Source organism: Acinetobacter sp. YH12076, from assembly GCF_013419525.1.
Classification (GTDB): Bacteria; Pseudomonadota; Gammaproteobacteria; order Pseudomonadales; family Moraxellaceae; genus Acinetobacter; species Acinetobacter amyesii.
The window spans coordinates 69128-86539 of record NZ_VOZY01000012.1; the positions used below are offsets into that span (position 1 = coordinate 69128).

The following is a 17412-nucleotide window of genomic DNA, read 5'->3' on the forward strand; positions in this document are numbered from 1 at the left end:
ATATTTTGACAAGTGTCATTGTCAAAATATCCTTGACCTTTAGAAAATAATAATTAGAGTAAATACTCAGGACTTGTTATTTCATTTTGGACATTGCCATGAGCCATTTAGCTGAAAGCTTTAAAATTCGTAATACCACATTTAAAAATCGCATCATTAAAGGTGCAATGAGTGAAGCATTGGCCAATACCGCAGGCCAACCCAATCACTTACATTTTGGATTATATGAAGCTTGGGCGAAGGGTGGTTTAGGCTGTGCCATTACCGGTAATGTCATGGTGGATTTTCGTGCTAAAAATGAGCCGGGGGTTGTTGTCGCTGAAACAGAGCGAGATTTAGCGCAATTAACACAGTGGGCTGAGCTAGGGAAAAAGCACGGCATGGTGCAATTGGTTCAACTTTCACATCCGGGCCGTCAATGTCCTAAAGGGTTAAATAAGGAAACGGTTGCGCCGTCCGCTGTACCATTTAGTCCGATGCTAGCCACAACGTTTGGAACACCGCGCGAACTTCGTGAAGATGAAATTTTGGATATCATTCAGCGTTTTGCACGTGCCGCACACATTTGTGAAAAGGCAGGCTTTGAAGGCGTGCAATTGCATGGTGCGCATGGTTATTTAATTAGTCAGTTTTTGTCGCCATTGACCAATAAACGTCAAGATCAGTGGGGCGGCTCAAATGAAAATCGCATGCGCTTTTTGCTTGAAATCTACAAGGCAGTTCGTGCAGCGACGACAGATGATTTTATAATTTCGGTCAAACTCAACTCTGCTGATTTCCAACGGGGCGGAATTAGCGAAACAGATGTGATTGAGGTCTTTAAGGCAATCGATGCCGCAGGGATTGATATGATTGAAATCTCGGGCGGTTCCTATGAAGCGCCAGCGATGGCGGGTGCTAAAGAAGAAAAACGTAAAGCCAGTACCATTGCTCGTGAAGCGTATTTCCTCGATTTTGCGGACAATATCCGTAAAGAAGTGAAATGCGCGTTAATGGTTACCGGTGGGTTTAGAACCGTGCAAGGCATGAATGCTGCACTAGACAGTGGAGCTTGTGATTTTATTGGTATTGCACGTCCATTTGCTGTTGAAGTCGATTTGGCTGATCGTTTATTGGCGGGTCAGGATGTTCGTTACGGTGTGGACAAAATTAAAACTGGCATACCGATGATTGATAAAATGGCGATTATGGAAATTATTTGGTACGCCGCTCAGTTTAAATCGATTGGTGAAGGCAAACAGCCAAATCCTAAACTTTCACCCTTAAAAGTGTTTTTTAAATATCTTAAAGGAAATTTAACAGCGGTCATTAAAGGGCAAGTCAATTCACGTAAGTCGGCTTAATCAATCATTGAATTTTTAGAATCAGGGCAACCGACATATATTCATGTTATGGTTGCCTTCATTCATATCAATATTGCTTACAATAAAAATGTCTAAAATTTTAATATTAACGGCCATTCTTTCGGGGCTCAGTTCTGCTCTCTATGCCCAGTCTACATTTCAGACGGGAGATATTATTTTTCATATCTCAAAGTCACAACAAAGTTTAAGCATTCAAAAGGCCACACATTCGCCCTATAGTCACATGGGCATGATCGTAAATAAAAATAACCAAACGTGGGTGCTTGAAGCCATTCAACCTGTGCAATATACCGCTTTAAATCAATGGATCGCGCGTGGGGAAAATGCTCATTATGTGGTGAAAAGGCTCAAACAACCCTTAAATGTGCAGCAGAAAACGAAGCTGGTACAAAATGCAGAAAAGTACTTGGGCAAACCCTATGATATTTATTTTGAATGGGATGATCGTGCAATTTACTGTTCTGAAATTGTTTGGAAAGCTTATCAGCATGCTTTAGGAATCGAACTTTCTCCATTACAACAACTGAAACAATTTGATTTAAAACAAAATGAAGTGCAGCGTCTAATGCGGCAGCGCTATGGTCAAAATATTCCGCTAAACGAGCAGGTGATTGCCCCTAAGGCCATTTATGATTCAAAACTTTTAAAAGAAATATTTAGAAATTAAGGCAATAAAAAAGCCCAAGTCGCAATGTTTGAGCTTTTTAATGAGTGATTAAAACCAACTCGAATATGGCGTCCCTACGGGGATTCGAACCCCGGTTACCGCCGTGAAAGGGCGATGTCCTAGGCCTCTAGACGATAGGGACAGTACAGAAAGCAAATTTTAAAACCGTTCATTTCAGTCTAAGTTTTTAGACTAAATAATGGCGTCCCTACGGGGATTCGAACCCCGGTTACCGCCGTGAAAGGGCGATGTCCTAGGCCTCTAGACGATAGGGACTTAATAAAATGTACTTCTGAAATTGGCGTCCCTACGGGGATTCGAACCCCGGTTACCGCCGTGAAAGGGCGATGTCCTAGGCCTCTAGACGATAGGGACGTTTCAGAGGTGGGCGTATATTAGGGTGAAAATCGGGGGGTGTCAAACGCTTTTCTATAAATAAATTCAGTTTTTGTTGTTGAGTGCATAAAATTAAAACAATTTGCTAAAAATGTTTGAAAAATACATTATTTATGTCGGTTTTTTCAACACTTGTAAGATTGTAGCAATAACTTCTGGATGCGTTAAATATCCAGCAATATCGTGTGGGTGTTCAATCGATGTCTGAATTTGCTGGTTGATAATGGCGGGTTGAAAATCAAATGGTGCCTGACTCAGTGGAAAAGCACTGAGAAAATCATCATGTGAATAAAAGTTTAACCAATCGCCTGAAATTGCATCAGGCCGCTGTAAAGGCTGAGGTAAGTGGGCTTGGATGACACGAAAAGCCAAAGGTGAGCCCAAGGTGATAAAGCGCTGTATATTGAGTTCAGGATGTAACAGTAAAAAATGATACGCAATAACGCTACCTAATGAATGTGCAATCAAAAGGGTGGGTTTCGTTTGATGTAATTGCTCATGCAGACGAGTGTGAACTGCCTGAATAAAGTGTGGATTGGATAAATAGAGATAAGTTTCGACCAAAAATTTATGCAAAAGTGTGGCATGTAATTTTGGGAAATAATTCATTAAAACTGCAAAATCGCGTAGGGCAAGATCTTTGCCGAGTGCGGTGATCGATTTGAATGACTGGCTCAATCCAATAGCATCATTGAGGGTGATGTCAGATAGATTATTTTGTACAGCGTGATGCTCAAGTACTTTTGGTGATTTTTCTGGGAGTTCAGTACGATGGATAAACGGAAAATGTGGCCACGTTTGAGGCGTCAAGGTGCTGGCTTGAAGCATATTCTGCAAATGATAACGCGTGAGTAAGTCCCCATAAAAAGGCATGCGCATATGGTGCTGTATATACGATAAAAAAGTCTCTTGATGGCTTTGCTTTAAGCCTTGAGACAACAGTGCAAGCCAATGCTGTTCGAGCGAACGTGCAGTTTGTTGCTGTTGATTCATGCCATGGATAAAGATGATCTGCATATTGCACCTCATCGACGGACCAGTTTTTATTCTACTTTTATTAAAATATAGCCATAAAAAAAGAGCAACCGAAGTTACTCTTTTATGGTGTTTGGTATGACAACGCAGATCAATCTTTGTTGTGATACAAGGTGTAGTAGCTGATATAACACGCCACAATGAAGATCATACAGCAGATAAAGCCAGTTAACATTTCTGGGTCAAATACCATACTAATACAGGTAATCAGACAGAATACAAAACCGAGTATCGGCACGATTGGAAAGAATGGTGCAGCAAAAGCTAAATCTTTTGCAGTTTTGCCTTCTTTATACCACTGACGACGGAAGTTGAATTGGCTTAAACAAATACTCATCCACACTACCACCATGGTAAATGCAGCAACACCTAACAAGTTTTTGAAGATGGTTTCTGGTGCAAATTGCTCAGAAAGTAAGCCTGGCATACCACCGATCATGGTCACAATTACTGCAACATAAGGAATACCGCGCGAGTTCACTTTAGAGAACACCGCAGGTAATTGCTTACTATAGGATAATGACCACATCATTCGAGATGCAGCAAATAAACCTGAGTTTGCAGCAGAAAGTAGGGCTGTGATAATCACAAAGCGGATAATGTCTTCTGCATAAGGAATACCAATGTGCTGGAATACCGTTACGAAAGGTGAACTACTTACACCTTCGGCAGATAAGCCGGCTTCTTGGTGTGGTAATAATGCAGTAATAACAACAATGGTACCTACAAAGAAAATCAATAAGCGGAAAATCGCCGTGTTAATGGCTTTAGGTACATTTTTCGCTGGATCTTTGGTTTCACCCGCAGCAACACCAATCAGCTCAGTACCAGAGAATGCAAAGTTCACAATCAACATTGTAGCGAAGATTGGGAACAAGCCTTCAGGGAACCAGCCTTGTGCAGTGAGGTTGCTAAACAGCGGTGCAGCTTCATAGCCTCGATAGCCTAAAATACCAAAAATGGCCAATAGACCTAAAATAATAAAGGCTACAACGGTAATCACCTTGACTAAGGCTAGCCAAAATTCAGATTCAGCAAACCATTTAGTTGAAATCATATTCAAGCAGAATACAAAAGCACCAAAGATTAAGGTCCACATCCACATAGAACTGTCTGGGAACCATTCCTGCATTAAAAGTGCAGCAGCAGTAAATTCAGTTCCTAGCGTTACGGACCAAGTCAGCCAATACAGCCAAGTGATGGTATAACCCGTACCCGGTCCGATATAGCGTTTAGCATAAGCGCCAAATGAACCAGATTCAGGCATATGTACAGCAAGCTCGCCTAAGCAAAGCATCACCATATAGGCGATAATACCGCCTAAAAAATACGAAATAATGGCACCTACAGGCCCCGTTTGTGCAATGACTTCACCCGAACCAAGAAATAAACCAGTACCGATTGCGCCGCCAAGCGAAATCATCACCAGATGTCGAGTACTCATAGCGCGTTTTAACGGCGCAGAATTGCCCTGATGCGAAGCATCATTCGGAGAATGTGATGACTGCATAGAGAAAAAGGAGAATCAAATAATGAAGCGAGTAATTGTAGAGAAGAATGCAATGATGATGCAATCAATTAATATAAATTATAGATAAATAAACTTTAAGTTTGTCAGAGCTGACAGAAAAATTGGCGTCCCTACGGGGATTCGAACCCCGGTTACCGCCGTGAAAGGGCGATGTCCTAGGCCTCTAGACGATAGGGACGTTTTGAGGTGGGTGTATAGTACATAGCCCATCTATATTTGTCAAAATAGAGTTTCATTGTTATATTCTAAATGTATATAAATGAAACAAAAACAGAATTTTTTTAATGAAAAATAATTTTAATGAGTTTATTTCTGGAATTTTATTTGAAATCAATCAATTTAATGTGGGCAAAGTCCATCAAAGATTCTATATAGTTTTATTGAATTATTTGCATTGGTTTGACGTTTATCCAAATAATTTTTCTTCGTATATCAGTAAATCAGAGTTTGAAAGAATTATTGATGAACTTTTATTTAGGGATTTAGATGGGGAAAGTAGAATTACGTATAATCACCTCAAATCTTTAGATGATTCTCATTATTTTTTAGATATCCAGAGCTTTTTTAAATTATATTTAATCTTAAAGGTTCGAAGATATCAGTTGTCTAGTGATGATGTAGAACTTGAAAGATTAGAAAAAAAATTGGATGTATGTTTTGAGCCAATGTTGTGGAGTAAAGACAAACAAGATTTATTGGTTATTAATCGTGATTTTCCTGAATTTAAAAAACAGATGAATTCAAGTCGGGTGCTTTTGCCACTTTCATTAATAGTTTTTAACTTTACTTTTGTTGAATTAATATCTAATACAAGTTTGAGAGTATCTATCCAAATATTTCTAGCAATAGTAGCTGCGTGTCTTTTAGCTAATGTTTCTAAGGGGGCAAAATCCGAAAAGGACGCATTGGAGTTGAAAGTATGGGATTATATCTTGGTGTTGAGCGAGGATAAAAACTCATTGACGAAAAGCAGTTGAACGATTTCCTTAAATTATAATTTGTACAGTGGTTTTTGTGGATTAAACTGCTCCCACAAATCATTTTTGAATTTATATGGAAACCCTAATTTTTCTCTCATAGGGAAGAGAAATAGTTTCATAAAAAAAGGTGGCTAATGAGCCACCTTAACTATTTTATTTATCGTGATATAACCAATAATAACCTGCATAACACGCCGCCATAAAGATCAGACAGCCAATAAAGCCTGAAAGCATTTCAGGATCTGCAGCCATACTTAAACCTGTTGCGGTACAGCAGACAAAGCCAAGAATTGGAACCAGCGGGAACCATGGTGTACGGAATTTAAGCTCTGACACGCTATGACCTTGTTTCAGCCATTGGCGACGGAAGTTAAATTGACTCCAACAAATACTCATCCACACGATCACCATGGTGAAAGCGGCAACCCCCATCAAGTTCTTGAAGATCACATCTGCGCCAAATTGTTCTGATAATAGACCCGGTAAACCACCGATCATAGTGACCAATACAGCAATATAAGGCACACCAGTTTTGCTTAATTTGCCGAAAGCTCGCGGTAATTGTTTTTGTGCGGACAGCGCCCACATCATACGTGATGCAGCATATAAACCAGAGTTAGCTGTAGACAGTAAAGCCGTAATAATGACGAAACGAATTAAGTCTTCTGCATAGGGAATGCCCATCAGGTTAAATACGGAAACGAATGGGCTACTACTTAAGCCGCCATGTCCGCCGACATTTAAACCTGCATCGGTATAGGTCAACAGTGAACTGATGACGATAATAGTGCCGACAAAGAAAATGATTAAGCGCCATACCGCAGCATGAATGGCTTTAGGCACATTCTTTTCAGGGTTTTCAGTTTCACCTGCAGCGATACCAATCATCTCCGTACCATTAAAGGCAAAGTTCACGATCAATAGCGTGGCAAACAGAGGGAACAAACCATTTGGCAGCCAACCATGTTCTGTCAAATTGTGGAACATTGGAGCTGATTCATAGCCTTGGAAAGGTACGAAACCAAAGATGCAGGCAAAACCAAGGATGATGAAAATCAACACTGTTGCAACTTTCACCATTGATAACCAAAATTCTGACTCTGCAAACGCACGTGTAGAACTTAGATTAGAGATCAGTACGCCAGCTGCAAAGATCAGTGTCCATAACCAAATAGAGGTTTGTGGAAACCATTCCTGCATCAAAATAGCCGCCGCAGTAAATTCTGTACCTAAGGTGGCAGACCAGCCCAACCAGTACATCCAAGACACCATATAACCGGTACCCGGGCCAATATAATTTGTCGCAAAAGCACCAAAAGAGCCAGAAACAGGTAAATGTACGGCAAGCTCACCCAAACAGAGCATAACCATGTAGGCGATTAGACCGCCAATAATGTAGGCAAGTACAGCGCCCAAAGGCCCAGCTTGTGAAATAACTTCACCTGAACCCATAAACAAACCAGTACCAATTGCACCACCAAGTGAGAGCATCACAAGGTGTCGAGTCGTCATCGCACGTTTAAGCGATGGACTTTTACCTTCAGCAGACGAGTGTTGCGAAGGTTCAGAGGGAGATTGCATAGTGAAAAGAAAATTGAATGAAAGGTATATTTTATGATTGAATGCAGTGAAATGATTGATAAATCGAATTTTTCTTATAATGTGATAATACTGATCTAAAATTTAAATCTTTAGCACTGACCATTGGATTAATGGTCAGGAGTTTGATACTCAGCTTCAGAAGTTGCAGGTACTTGAGTTTGTTCAGCTACAGGGGCTTCGTTGTCATCGCGGCTCACAATATACAGATAGAGTGCAGATGGAAATAAGATGGCTAAAACCAAGAGCAACTTTTTAAACATAGGGTATTCTTACATCAAAATAGATCAAGCTGAAGTATAAACAAAACCAGTCAGGCTGTAATTAATTAAAGTTTGTGGTTTTTCTGTTCTAGATTGGACAGTATGATTTGGTAAATGTCGGGGTAGTGTTGTTTAAAGTTCCGTTGTTGCATGATTGTGATGGTTGAAGCATTTGGCTCGACACCCAGTTTTAAAATTTTTTGGGTTAAAGCGAGTTGAGGGGAGCGACCATCAAAATGTGTATTTAGTAAGTTACCATCGGTATATTTTACTGTGAGTCCGATATTCAGGAGATAATCAAAAACATCAGGCAAACCAAAACCGGCAGCTTTGTAGAGTAAATTATATGTTTCTGCACGATAGCCACGGCCGTATGTTTGATGTGTTTTTAATAATCCTAATGCATTATAAAATTCTAATTTAGCAATAATTTCTTGTTCATTAATAGAACCATCGCCATTTTTTAAAATCCTATTGATGGTGTTAAAAGTCACATCGTTTGAGCTGGGTTTGCAATCAGCAGCAATCAGTCGCTTGATATCTTGAAGTGGAAGTACAAGATGCGCTGTGTCACACATTTTTTTAACTTCTTTATTTTTCATTTTACTGTTTTGAATATTTTTATTTTCAAATTCCTGCACTATGGCTGACCAACCATATATGTTTATAAATTTATAATAACGAGATGCATCATTTGTCATCCCTTTGATCTTTTTAAAGTCGTGAATGTTTTTCACTGATGGTGCATTGGTAGCGTGATTTTGTGGCACTGGAGCATTTGCAAAGCAATGCATACTCATTAGCAGGCAGCTGGTAATAACGATGTTTTTCATGGTTTATGTGTTTTTAATAAATTGTAAACGTCAGGATGTTTGGTGGAAAAGTCATTCTGTTCTATTTGTTTATAGACGCTACTATTGGGCTCGATTCCTGCATTCAGTAGTTTTTGAACCAAACTCACATAAGGGTTACGGCCTTTGATATTGTCTAAAATTAAATTACCATCCACGCCCGTGTAATCGACACCGATACTCAGCAAATAATCAGAAACGTCTTCTAGTCCCCAACCAATTGCTTTGGATTGTAAAGAGCTTTTTTCTTCATACGGGCCAAATTTATACGTAACGTGTGTTTGTAAAACATTTTCCGACTTGTAGAGTTTTAATTTTTCAATGATTTCATTTTGATCTATTTTGTCTTCTGCATTGGTTAATGCGCCATTAATAATCATAGAGGATGAACGGCCATTGACTGGTTTGCAATTTGCTTTAAATAAGCGTTTGGTTTGATCGGCAGTACTTAGACTCAGTGCAATTTCGCAAAGTTTTTCTTTTTCCCCTTTAGGCATTTTACTTTTTAGAATGGTTCCATTTTCAAAATCACGAACGATTGACTCCCAACCGTATTTGGTTGCTGTTCGATAATACTGTATTGCTTCTTCACTCAATTTTTTTGTTTTTTTCGCTTGTATTTGAGTGTCACGATCGTTGGTTTTGGGAATAGAAGATTCTTGGTCATCATTCAATTCTGTTTGATTTGTCTGATTGGCATCATGCTCAACAGTATTTGAAGGATTTGTCGGTAGGCTGGCTTCGGGTCTAAAAATGTAGATGAAGATACCGAGACATACTATGCACAGGCCAAAGAGTAAGATTATTTTTTTCATGTTTTATTCTATTTGAAAATGAATCAAGAGCGTTTTTAGGCGCTCTTGATAGGGGAAGTTTAAAATTTAAATGTGACATCAGCAATGAACTGTCGCCCAATTTCAGATCTAAGTCTGTTGGTCGACTCACTAATACCTGGGGTGGTATAGATATTATGTCGATTGGTAATATTGTTAATGGTTAAACCGAATATTGCTTTGTAATCTTTAGCGAAATTGAAATCATAAGTGGTACGCATATCCCAACTAAATCGAGGTCTAATCGTATCTGTAGCATAGGCTTCCAACAGGACACCATCATGTTCAACTTTGTTTTTTAGTTTATACGTATCTTTATATTCAGATTTGTAGCTTAAGAAGTTATTAATCTTTAATGGTAAATTTGAAAACTCAATGTCCCAACCAAAACGAGCAGTCCAAGGCTGATTGAAATTTTCAACAGGACGTTCATTAAATTGGATGAGGCTGCCGTTAAAGATAATATCGCGATCTTCAGCAGCCGTATTACTGTTAACGTTATATGACTCAGAATAGTCTAAATAATTTTTTTCTGATTCAGTGTAATCAAAGCCAAAGTTAAACCCGTGCAGAGAGTTTTTATATACGACTGGCAGCGTATTTCTGAGTGTGAGTGTGTAAATGTCAGCTTTTGCTTTACCACTATTACTATATTCAAAATGATCGATGGTATTGCTGGTTGTTGGATCAATAAAACGATTTTTTGTGATTTCATCTTTGTTATCGCGATTCACCCATTTCAGACCAAGGTTCCAGTTTTTAACTTGGCTATTAATGGCAAACACAATTTCGTCAGCATAAGGGGTCTTTAAATTGGCACGTTGAACATTGGAATTAGCTAATATTAAATCTGATAACCCAGTTTGAGTCCAATAATCTTCAGTTTGATTTTTTGTGCGTTTTAAATTGTATTCCAAAAATGCAAGTTGATCTTGCAGTTCAGTGGCTAAGGTATAGTTTGCATAATATCGATTCCATCCCGTAGTGAAGGACAGAAGATCATTTTTTAGCGGTTTATAGTTAAAGGCAGTACGAGGTGCAATATTTAAATTTTTCGATAAGCTATCATAATCTGCACGTAAACCTAAACGCGCTGAAAAATTATCCCAAGTCGATGTGTTTTCAATGAAGGTATGCACACGTTGTTGGTCAATATTAACTTTACCTTTTTGATAATACTTGCCATTTGTTTGATATTGGCCTTGATAGTTATTTTCATCCGTTGCTTCATCACAAAGAATATCACCTGCCGTACAGCTAATGCCTGAACTAGATGTAAAAGTCTTAGGCTGATTATACATATAGGCATCGTTAGGCCGTTCCCATGCAACTTTAGAATAGTCATAGCCCATACCAAAGCTTAATTGTTGCATGCTGTTGCCAATCTGAATGGTATCAAACGCATTTTTTAGACTATACGAAAATGTATCTTGGTGTAATTCAATATCACTACTTGTGGCACCTTCACCAGGATTGGAACTCCAGTTTTTAGTTGGTGTTTGCTTCCAAAGAATGCCGGTAGTTGAATCATTTTCACGTGCTTGGCTTAGCGTTTGATAGCTAATATTTTGTTTTAATGTTGAATTATTGAGTTTACTTTCTAATTCACCAAAAAATGTCAGCGTTTCTGTATTGCTAATACTTTTTGAATTTATTCGCTTATCAACGAAATTTAGACTGTCCAAATCCCCTAAATCAAAGCCAAACTTCGCTTTGATTGTGTCCGAAGGTGTGTAAAAAAGGGTAGTCCCTAAGTTGATATTATTACGCTCGCTTTTGACTTTACTGCGATCTTCTAAACCACTCATTACTGGAACGATGGATTCACGTTTAGAGGCATAACTATTGATGCCCCATTGTTCAGAGAGTTTGCTGTATAGATTCAGGCTTAGGCCGTGTTTTTTATATTCTTTATTATTTGATGAGGTTGGATCTTCAAACTCTGCAGCTTCTTCTTCATCGGTAAAATGATAACGTGACCAATCACTTTCCGTGTAGTCGTAAGTAAGGGAGCCGTGGATTTTGCCAATTTCAGTATTTGGGGCACAAGTTTCAGCATTAACTACACCACCTGTAAATTCGCCGTATGCTGCAGAAACATTACTATCGATCAATTCTAATTTACAAATTAAATCGGTATTTAGGGCCATCCCTTGTGAGCCACCATCTAGTTTACCTGAATAGGAGTCGCCACTTGCCAGAGGGTCAAGGTTATTGGTGGTATTGACGCCGTTAATTACAAATTTATTTCGGTAAGTTTGCGCGCCATTAATAGAAATCTCGGATGGTCGTAGCTCAGCCTGTGAATCTGCAGAACGTTGTTCACGGCTAAACTGCACATTTGGATTAACTTTTAAAAAGTCTGTGATATTTTTTGAGATATTCGGCGTTTTTTCTAAATCTTCTTTGGTGTAGACGGTTTTACCTACTTCTTGCTTGGCTTTGACTTCAACCTCAATAGGTGTCATCGACACCGTATTGGTTTTGATTTCTTCGGAGATCTGGCTTTCATTTGCATACGTTTGAGATGCTAAAGCAGTCAAAATTGCGATATTAAGGGGAGAATAGGCAAAGCGCATGGCTGTCAACAATTATGCAGATAAAAACGATAGCGATTATCATTAACTTTACAAGGATAATCAATAGAAATGAGAATTATTTGCAATAAATGTTTTTTTAATACACAGAAATTCAGTCAATGAGAATTAAGATAGAAATAGTGATGATTTAAGAATATTCATTCGTTATGAATATTAGAAAAAAGAAAAAGCTTGATAAGAAGAATTGGCGTCCCTACGGGGATTCGAACCCCGGTTACCGCCGTGAAAGGGCGATGTCCTAGGCCTCTAGACGATAGGGACGTTTAGAAGATGGCGGTATCTTATTGATCCGCCATCATAGTGTCAAGTAGGTGAGGACCGAGTTTGTTCAAAATATAACAGAACAGTTCAGCGGTCTTCTGAGTATCGTAAAGTGCAGAGTGTGCTTCTTTGCCATCAAACTCAATACCAGCTTGAATACATGATTTTGCCAGCACAGTTTGTCCAAACATTACAGCGCTTAAAGTCACTGTATCGAATACGGAAAAACTATGGAAAGGATTTTGATTTTTTGTTCCTGTACGTGCAATCGCTGCCTGTACAAAACCTAAGTCAAAATGGGCATTATGACCAACTAAAACCGCGTGAGTGCAGTTCTGTTGGCGACGTACTTCATTTACAGCTTTGAAAATACGTTTTAATGCTGATTTTTCATCTTCAGCCATGGCCATACGCATCGGATTAAATGGATCTACACCAATAAAATCCAGTGAACGACGGTCAAGGTTGGCACCTTCAAACGGATTGATATGTGCATGGTGGGCTTCACCCGGTACAAAATTACCTTCTGCATCATACACAATAGGAATAGCTGCTATTTCCAGTAAGGCATCGGTCTGTGAATTAAAACCTGCTGTTTCGACATCGACTACAACAGGTAAGAATCCACGGAAACGTTGACCAATGACTGGTCGAGTTTCATCTGTCACACTTTTCTCCATTGGATGGTCTTACCCGCATACAACGGAATAATTTTTTCGCCATCCAAGTAGTCTAAACTTTCAGGGATCACTTGATCTTCTTTTACCAAAATAATGGTATTGGTATTTCGAGGGAGTCCGTAGAAGTCTGCACCAAAGTGGCTTGCAAAACCTTCTAAACGGTCGATTTTACCGACTTGATCAAATGCTTGAGCGTATAGCTCAATTGCTGTTGGTGCACTATAACATCCTGCACAGCCACATGCATTTTCTTTAGCATTTTTTGAGTGCGGCGCACTGTCTGTACCTAAGAAAAATTTAGGGTTCGCACTGGTCGCGACTTCGAGCAAAGTTTGCTGATGGGTTTGACGTTTTAAAATCGGTAAGCAATAGAAATGCGGTTTAATACCACCCACCAACATATCATTACGGTTAAACAATAAATGTTGCGGTGTGATTGTCGCAGCGACATTACGGTCTTGTTCTAATACAAAATGCGCAGCTTCACTAGTAGTGATGTGTTCTAGCACCAATTTTAATTTAGGGAACTGTTTTAACAGTGGAGATAGCACTTCATCTAGGAAACGTTTTTCACGGTCAAAAATATCGACATGGTTATGCGTCACTTCACCATGTAAGAGTAATGGCACTTGGTGTTCTTCGAGTTGCTCAATCACACCATATACTTTACTAATGTCACTGACACCACTGTCCGAGTTCGTGGTTGCACCTGCTGGATAGAGCTTAATGGCATTAACATGCTCAGATTCTTTAATTTTTTTAACTTCACTTGCAGGTGTGTTGTCTGTGAAATAGAGCACCATGCGCGGGTCAAAATGAACGCCTTCAGGAACATGTGCCATGATACGTTCACGGTATGCATTTGCTTCTTCAACGGTTTTTACCGGTGGTACGGTGTTTGGCATACAAATCGCGCGAGAGAATTGTTGTGCTAAATCAGGAACTGTACGCTTTAGGGCTAGACCGTCACGTAAATGTGCATGCCAATCATCTGGCTGAAGAAGAGTAATCGTATTCACAGCGATTCCAAGCTTGGAAATAAAACAAATGATAATGCAAATAATGTGAAAATGGTAACGAGATTTCTGTACAAATGACTGAACAGATATAAATAAAGAATAAAACTGTGGTATTTTTAAATGACTAAAAGAATTAGATAAATGCTTGGAAATGGAATACAAGTATAACCTTGCAAAGTTGCAATACGATAAAGAAAAAATAGAGGAACTGATTACACGGCAAACTCGTCGTGTAGGGGAAATGTTTCCTAAAAAACTGGAAACTCAATTTTGGACTTTAAGCCTCGATCGTGCGCAAACCAACATACGTCATTTTTTTTGGATGGGAGTGTTGATCTACTTTGTGCTCACGATGCTGATCATTCCCGGAGATTACTGGATTATTGATCAACAGCATTTTGTGCATGATTTTATTCGTTGTTTAGTCGGTCAGCTCAATGGTGCGCTGTGTCTTTTGGCTTTATATACCTTTGCCCGTTATGACCGTCTGAAGCCTTATTTTTCACATGCCAGTATGTTTGTAGTGTTTTGGGCTGTTATTTCAATGTCTTGGCTCACCATGACCGTGTATACCGAAGCACTTAAACATCAGGCCATGATGATCCTTTGTATGATTTACATCTTGAGCTATATTTTGACGGGGGTTAAACCAGTCCAAATGTTGATGTCTGGATTGTTGGCTGCTGTGGTCACCATGTTGATGCTTTTTTCATTAGAAGTGAAATTTGATGTGATGGTGTTGGGGCGTGTACTGATTGGAAGCTGTGTATTGGGTTTTGCAATCAGTAAGATGCTCTGTGCGCGTGAACGGATGATATTTTTGAGTATGCTGCGCGCGGATATTAGTGAAAAAATCCATCGTATTCATACCACAGAGCTTTTACATTTAAGTCAGCATGATGAATTAACCAAGATTTCAAACCGACGTACTTTTGATGAAATGCTTGATACCTTTTATGAGCAATCTCGACGTAATAACACCTCGCTTGCTGTGCTGTTTATCGATGTCGACCATTTTAAAAACTATAACGATTTCTACGGTCATCAAAAAGGCGATGATGTAATTTCAACCATTGCCAAAACCATTAAAAATGCCATTCGACATATGGATTTTGTAGCGCGATATGGTGGTGAAGAATTTGTGGTTTTATTGCCTGAAACCGATGCGCATGGTGCTTATGCGGTAGCGTCAAATATTTATAAAGCAATCGATCGTTTAGAGATTCCACACGCAAAATCTTTGGTATCCAACCATGTCACTATTAGTTTGGGTATTACGGTATATCGTGCTGAAAATATGACGAAGGATGAACTGTTAAATATTGCCGATCAGGCGTTGTATCGTGCTAAACAATTAGGCCGGAATCAAATTTACTATCAGTCGATTCGTTCAGCACATGTGGCTTAATGTTTAATAAAATTGAGAACTTCTCTGAAATCGGCAATAAAAAACCGCGCAAAATGCGCGGTTTTTTATGACTCAACAAATCTTATTTGTTTTTGTCTTTTAATTGAGGCACTGCAGAACCTGTACCTACTGCAAGTAAGCCAGAGTTTGTGTAGATGCCTAATTTAGCGCGAGTATCTGTGATATCCAGGTTACGCATAGTCAATTGACCGATACGGTCAGCAGGACTAAACATAGAGTCACCTTTCTCCATAGTTAAACGCTCAGCTTCATAAGTGAGGTTAGGAGATTCAGTGTTTAGAATAGTGTAGTCATTACCACGACGAAGTTCTAAAGTCACAGTACCAGTGATTGCTTTAGCAACCCAACGCTGCGCAGTTTCACGAAGCATTAATGATTGAGAATCGAACCAACGACCTTGGTAAAGAAGACGACCTAAACGAAGACCGTTAATGCGGTATTGTTCGATGGTGTCTTCGTTATGAATACCAGTCACAAGACGCTCATAAGCGATGTGAAGTAGCGCCATACCCGGAGCTTCGTAAATACCACGAGATTTTGCTTCGATAATACGGTTTTCGATTTGGTCTGACATACCTAGACCGTGACGACCACCGATACGGTTGGCTTCAAGAATGAATTCAACAGGGTTTTCGATACGTTTGCCATTTAATGCAACAGGGAAGCCTTCTTCGAAAGTTACAGAAACTTCTTCAGCTTTAACTTCTACGTCATCTTTCCAGAAAGCAACGCCCATGATTGGGTCTACGATTTTGATACCCGCATTAAGGTATTCAAGATCTTTTGCTTCGTGAGTCGCACCTAACATGTTTGAGTCAGTTGAGTACGCTTTCTCTTTTGACATTTTGTAGTCAAAACCATTGTCGATTAGGAACTGTGACATTTCTGCACGGCCACCTAATTCGTCAATAAAGGTTTGGTCTAACCACGGTTTGTAAATTTTAAGTGCTGGGTTAGTCAATAGACCATAACGGTAGAAACGTTCAATGTCGTTACCTTTATAAGTCGAACCGTCACCCCAGATGTTTACGTCATCTTCTTTCATTGCGGTTACAAGCATCGTACCTGTAACTGCACGACCAAGAGGAGTCGTGTTGAAATAAGGCATACCACCAGTTGAAATGTGGAAAGCGCCACATTGAATAGCCGCAATACCTTCTAATGCAAGTTGTAAACGACAATCAACTAAGCGAGCTTTAACTGCGCCATACGCTTCCGCTTTTTTTGGAATCGCATCGTAGTCGTCTTCATCAGGTTGACCTAAGTTTGCTGTGTAAGCATAAGGTTCTGCACCTTTTTGTTTCATCCACAAAAGCGCAGCTGAAGTATCTAGACCACCAGAGAAGGCAATACCAACTTTTTTGCCAACTGGGACATTCTGCAAGATAGTTGCATTATCAGTCATTGTTAATCCTAACGATATAAATATAGGCACCGAGAATGGGTGGCCTGAAAGAATACATATATGTGCGCGATTGTAGCACTTTTCTGCACGGTTTTTCTAAAAAATCATGAGATACAAGCGATGAGTTGGAAAAAAATGATCGTTGAAATCTATTGGTGAATACTTCATCCAGTTTTTGCGGGCGAAAAATGCATTTTCTGAAAGAAATAGGTTGCAAATATAAAGAAATCTATTTGATTTTAATAAATGGTCATACCAATATGGTGTTGATTTGGTTTTTATACTTCCCATTGAAATGAGACTGAGGTCAAACAAAGCTTGGTTATTAGACTAAAGTATATTTTATAAAATCTATTCATAAATAATAACTACAAAACAATTATTTAAAAGTTTATATGGATGTTTTTAAACGGACAAATAATGTTTTTGTATTTTATATTGGTCATACCAAAAACAAGAAAAGCTTGAATGATTGAGTTGAAATAATTAAAAATTGCGG

Annotated in this window: 14 protein-coding genes and 5 tRNA genes; 4 read left to right on the plus strand and 15 right to left on the minus strand. The window is 39.1% G+C overall.

The window, feature by feature from the left end; translation table 11 throughout:
• The first annotated feature begins 98 nt into the window (after positions 1 to 98).
• Both FTU22_RS12650 and FTU22_RS12655 read left to right on the plus strand, forming a co-directional pair.
• Positions 99 to 1343, plus strand: coding sequence for an NADH:flavin oxidoreductase/NADH oxidase family protein (locus tag FTU22_RS12650; RefSeq protein WP_078189156.1), 1245 nt, complete (start codon positions 99 to 101; stop codon positions 1341 to 1343).
• Positions 1344 to 1431: 88 nt separating this feature from the next.
• Complete coding sequence (locus tag FTU22_RS12655; protein WP_180094769.1) at positions 1432 to 2031, plus strand: YiiX family permuted papain-like enzyme; 600 nt, start codon at positions 1432 to 1434, stop codon at positions 2029 to 2031.
• A 66-nt stretch (positions 2032 to 2097) separates the two neighbouring features.
• Here FTU22_RS12655 and FTU22_RS12660 read toward each other — a convergent pair.
• The 6 genes from FTU22_RS12660 to FTU22_RS12685 all read right to left on the minus strand — a co-directional run bounded on the left by FTU22_RS12660 (position 2098) and on the right by FTU22_RS12685 (position 5171).
• A tRNA-Glu gene (locus FTU22_RS12660) sits at positions 2098 to 2173 on the minus strand.
• Between the two features lie 58 nt (positions 2174 to 2231).
• Positions 2232 to 2307, minus strand: a tRNA-Glu gene (locus tag FTU22_RS12665).
• Positions 2308 to 2330: 23 nt separating this feature from the next.
• Positions 2331 to 2406, minus strand: a tRNA-Glu gene (locus tag FTU22_RS12670).
• A gap of 132 nt (positions 2407 to 2538) precedes the next feature.
• Entirely contained in the window at positions 2539 to 3444 is a 906-nt protein-coding gene (locus FTU22_RS12675; RefSeq protein ID WP_180094771.1) for an alpha/beta fold hydrolase, read from the minus strand.
• A 109-nt stretch (positions 3445 to 3553) separates the two neighbouring features.
• Complete coding sequence (locus tag FTU22_RS12680; protein WP_180094773.1) at positions 3554 to 4972, minus strand: amino acid permease; 1419 nt, start codon at positions 4970 to 4972, stop codon at positions 3554 to 3556.
• 123 nt (positions 4973 to 5095) lie between these two features.
• A tRNA-Glu gene (locus FTU22_RS12685) sits at positions 5096 to 5171 on the minus strand.
• A 106-nt stretch (positions 5172 to 5277) separates the two neighbouring features.
• Here FTU22_RS12685 and FTU22_RS12690 point away from each other — a divergent pair.
• Entirely contained in the window at positions 5278 to 5970 is a 693-nt protein-coding gene (locus FTU22_RS12690; protein WP_111885774.1) for a hypothetical protein, read from the plus strand.
• A 156-nt stretch (positions 5971 to 6126) separates the two neighbouring features.
• Here FTU22_RS12690 and FTU22_RS12695 read toward each other — a convergent pair whose 3' ends face one another.
• The 8 genes from FTU22_RS12695 to pyrC all read right to left on the minus strand — a co-directional run bounded on the left by FTU22_RS12695 (position 6127) and on the right by pyrC (position 14079).
• Positions 6127 to 7554, minus strand: a complete 1428-nt coding sequence (locus FTU22_RS12695) for an amino acid permease (protein ID WP_078192919.1) — start codon at positions 7552 to 7554, stop codon at positions 6127 to 6129.
• 128 nt (positions 7555 to 7682) lie between these two features.
• Positions 7683 to 7835 (minus strand): hypothetical protein, encoded by a 153-nt coding sequence (locus FTU22_RS12700; RefSeq protein WP_180094775.1) that lies wholly within the window; start codon positions 7833 to 7835, stop codon positions 7683 to 7685.
• A 65-nt stretch (positions 7836 to 7900) separates the two neighbouring features.
• On the minus strand, positions 7901 to 8668 hold the full coding sequence (locus FTU22_RS12705) for a hypothetical protein (RefSeq protein WP_180094777.1): 768 nt from the start codon (positions 8666 to 8668) through the stop codon (positions 7901 to 7903).
• On the minus strand, positions 8665 to 9501 hold the full coding sequence (locus tag FTU22_RS12710; protein WP_180094779.1) for a hypothetical protein: 837 nt from the start codon (positions 9499 to 9501) through the stop codon (positions 8665 to 8667). The genes FTU22_RS12705 and FTU22_RS12710 overlap by 4 nt, the downstream gene beginning before the upstream one ends.
• Before the next feature lie 59 nt (positions 9502 to 9560).
• Positions 9561 to 12098 carry a TonB-dependent receptor plug domain-containing protein gene (locus tag FTU22_RS12715; RefSeq protein ID WP_180094781.1) on the minus strand — a complete coding sequence of 846 codons (2538 nt, stop codon included), beginning with the start codon at positions 12096 to 12098 and terminating at the stop codon, positions 9561 to 9563.
• A 206-nt stretch (positions 12099 to 12304) separates the two neighbouring features.
• A tRNA-Glu gene (locus FTU22_RS12720) sits at positions 12305 to 12380 on the minus strand.
• A gap of 20 nt (positions 12381 to 12400) precedes the next feature.
• The gene (gene rnt / locus FTU22_RS12725) at positions 12401 to 13060 is read right to left on the minus strand and encodes a ribonuclease T (RefSeq protein WP_078189149.1); all 660 of its coding nucleotides are present in this window, start codon (positions 13058 to 13060) and stop codon (positions 12401 to 12403) included.
• On the minus strand, positions 13045 to 14079 hold the full coding sequence (gene pyrC / locus FTU22_RS12730; protein WP_180094783.1) for a dihydroorotase: 1035 nt from the start codon (positions 14077 to 14079) through the stop codon (positions 13045 to 13047). The genes rnt and pyrC overlap by 16 nt, the downstream gene beginning before the upstream one ends.
• Positions 14080 to 14230: 151 nt before the next feature.
• Between pyrC and FTU22_RS12735 the strand changes: the two genes are divergently transcribed.
• Positions 14231 to 15487: a diguanylate cyclase gene (locus FTU22_RS12735; RefSeq protein WP_180094785.1), complete on the plus strand. Its 1257-nt coding sequence runs from the start codon at positions 14231 to 14233 to the stop codon at positions 15485 to 15487.
• Positions 15488 to 15569: 82 nt separating this feature from the next.
• Here the strand turns inward: FTU22_RS12735 and argG are convergent, their stop codons facing one another.
• Positions 15570 to 16913 (minus strand): argininosuccinate synthase, encoded by a 1344-nt coding sequence (gene argG, locus FTU22_RS12740; RefSeq protein WP_078192912.1) that lies wholly within the window; start codon positions 16911 to 16913, stop codon positions 15570 to 15572.
• Between the last annotated feature and the right edge of the window lie 499 nt (positions 16914 to 17412).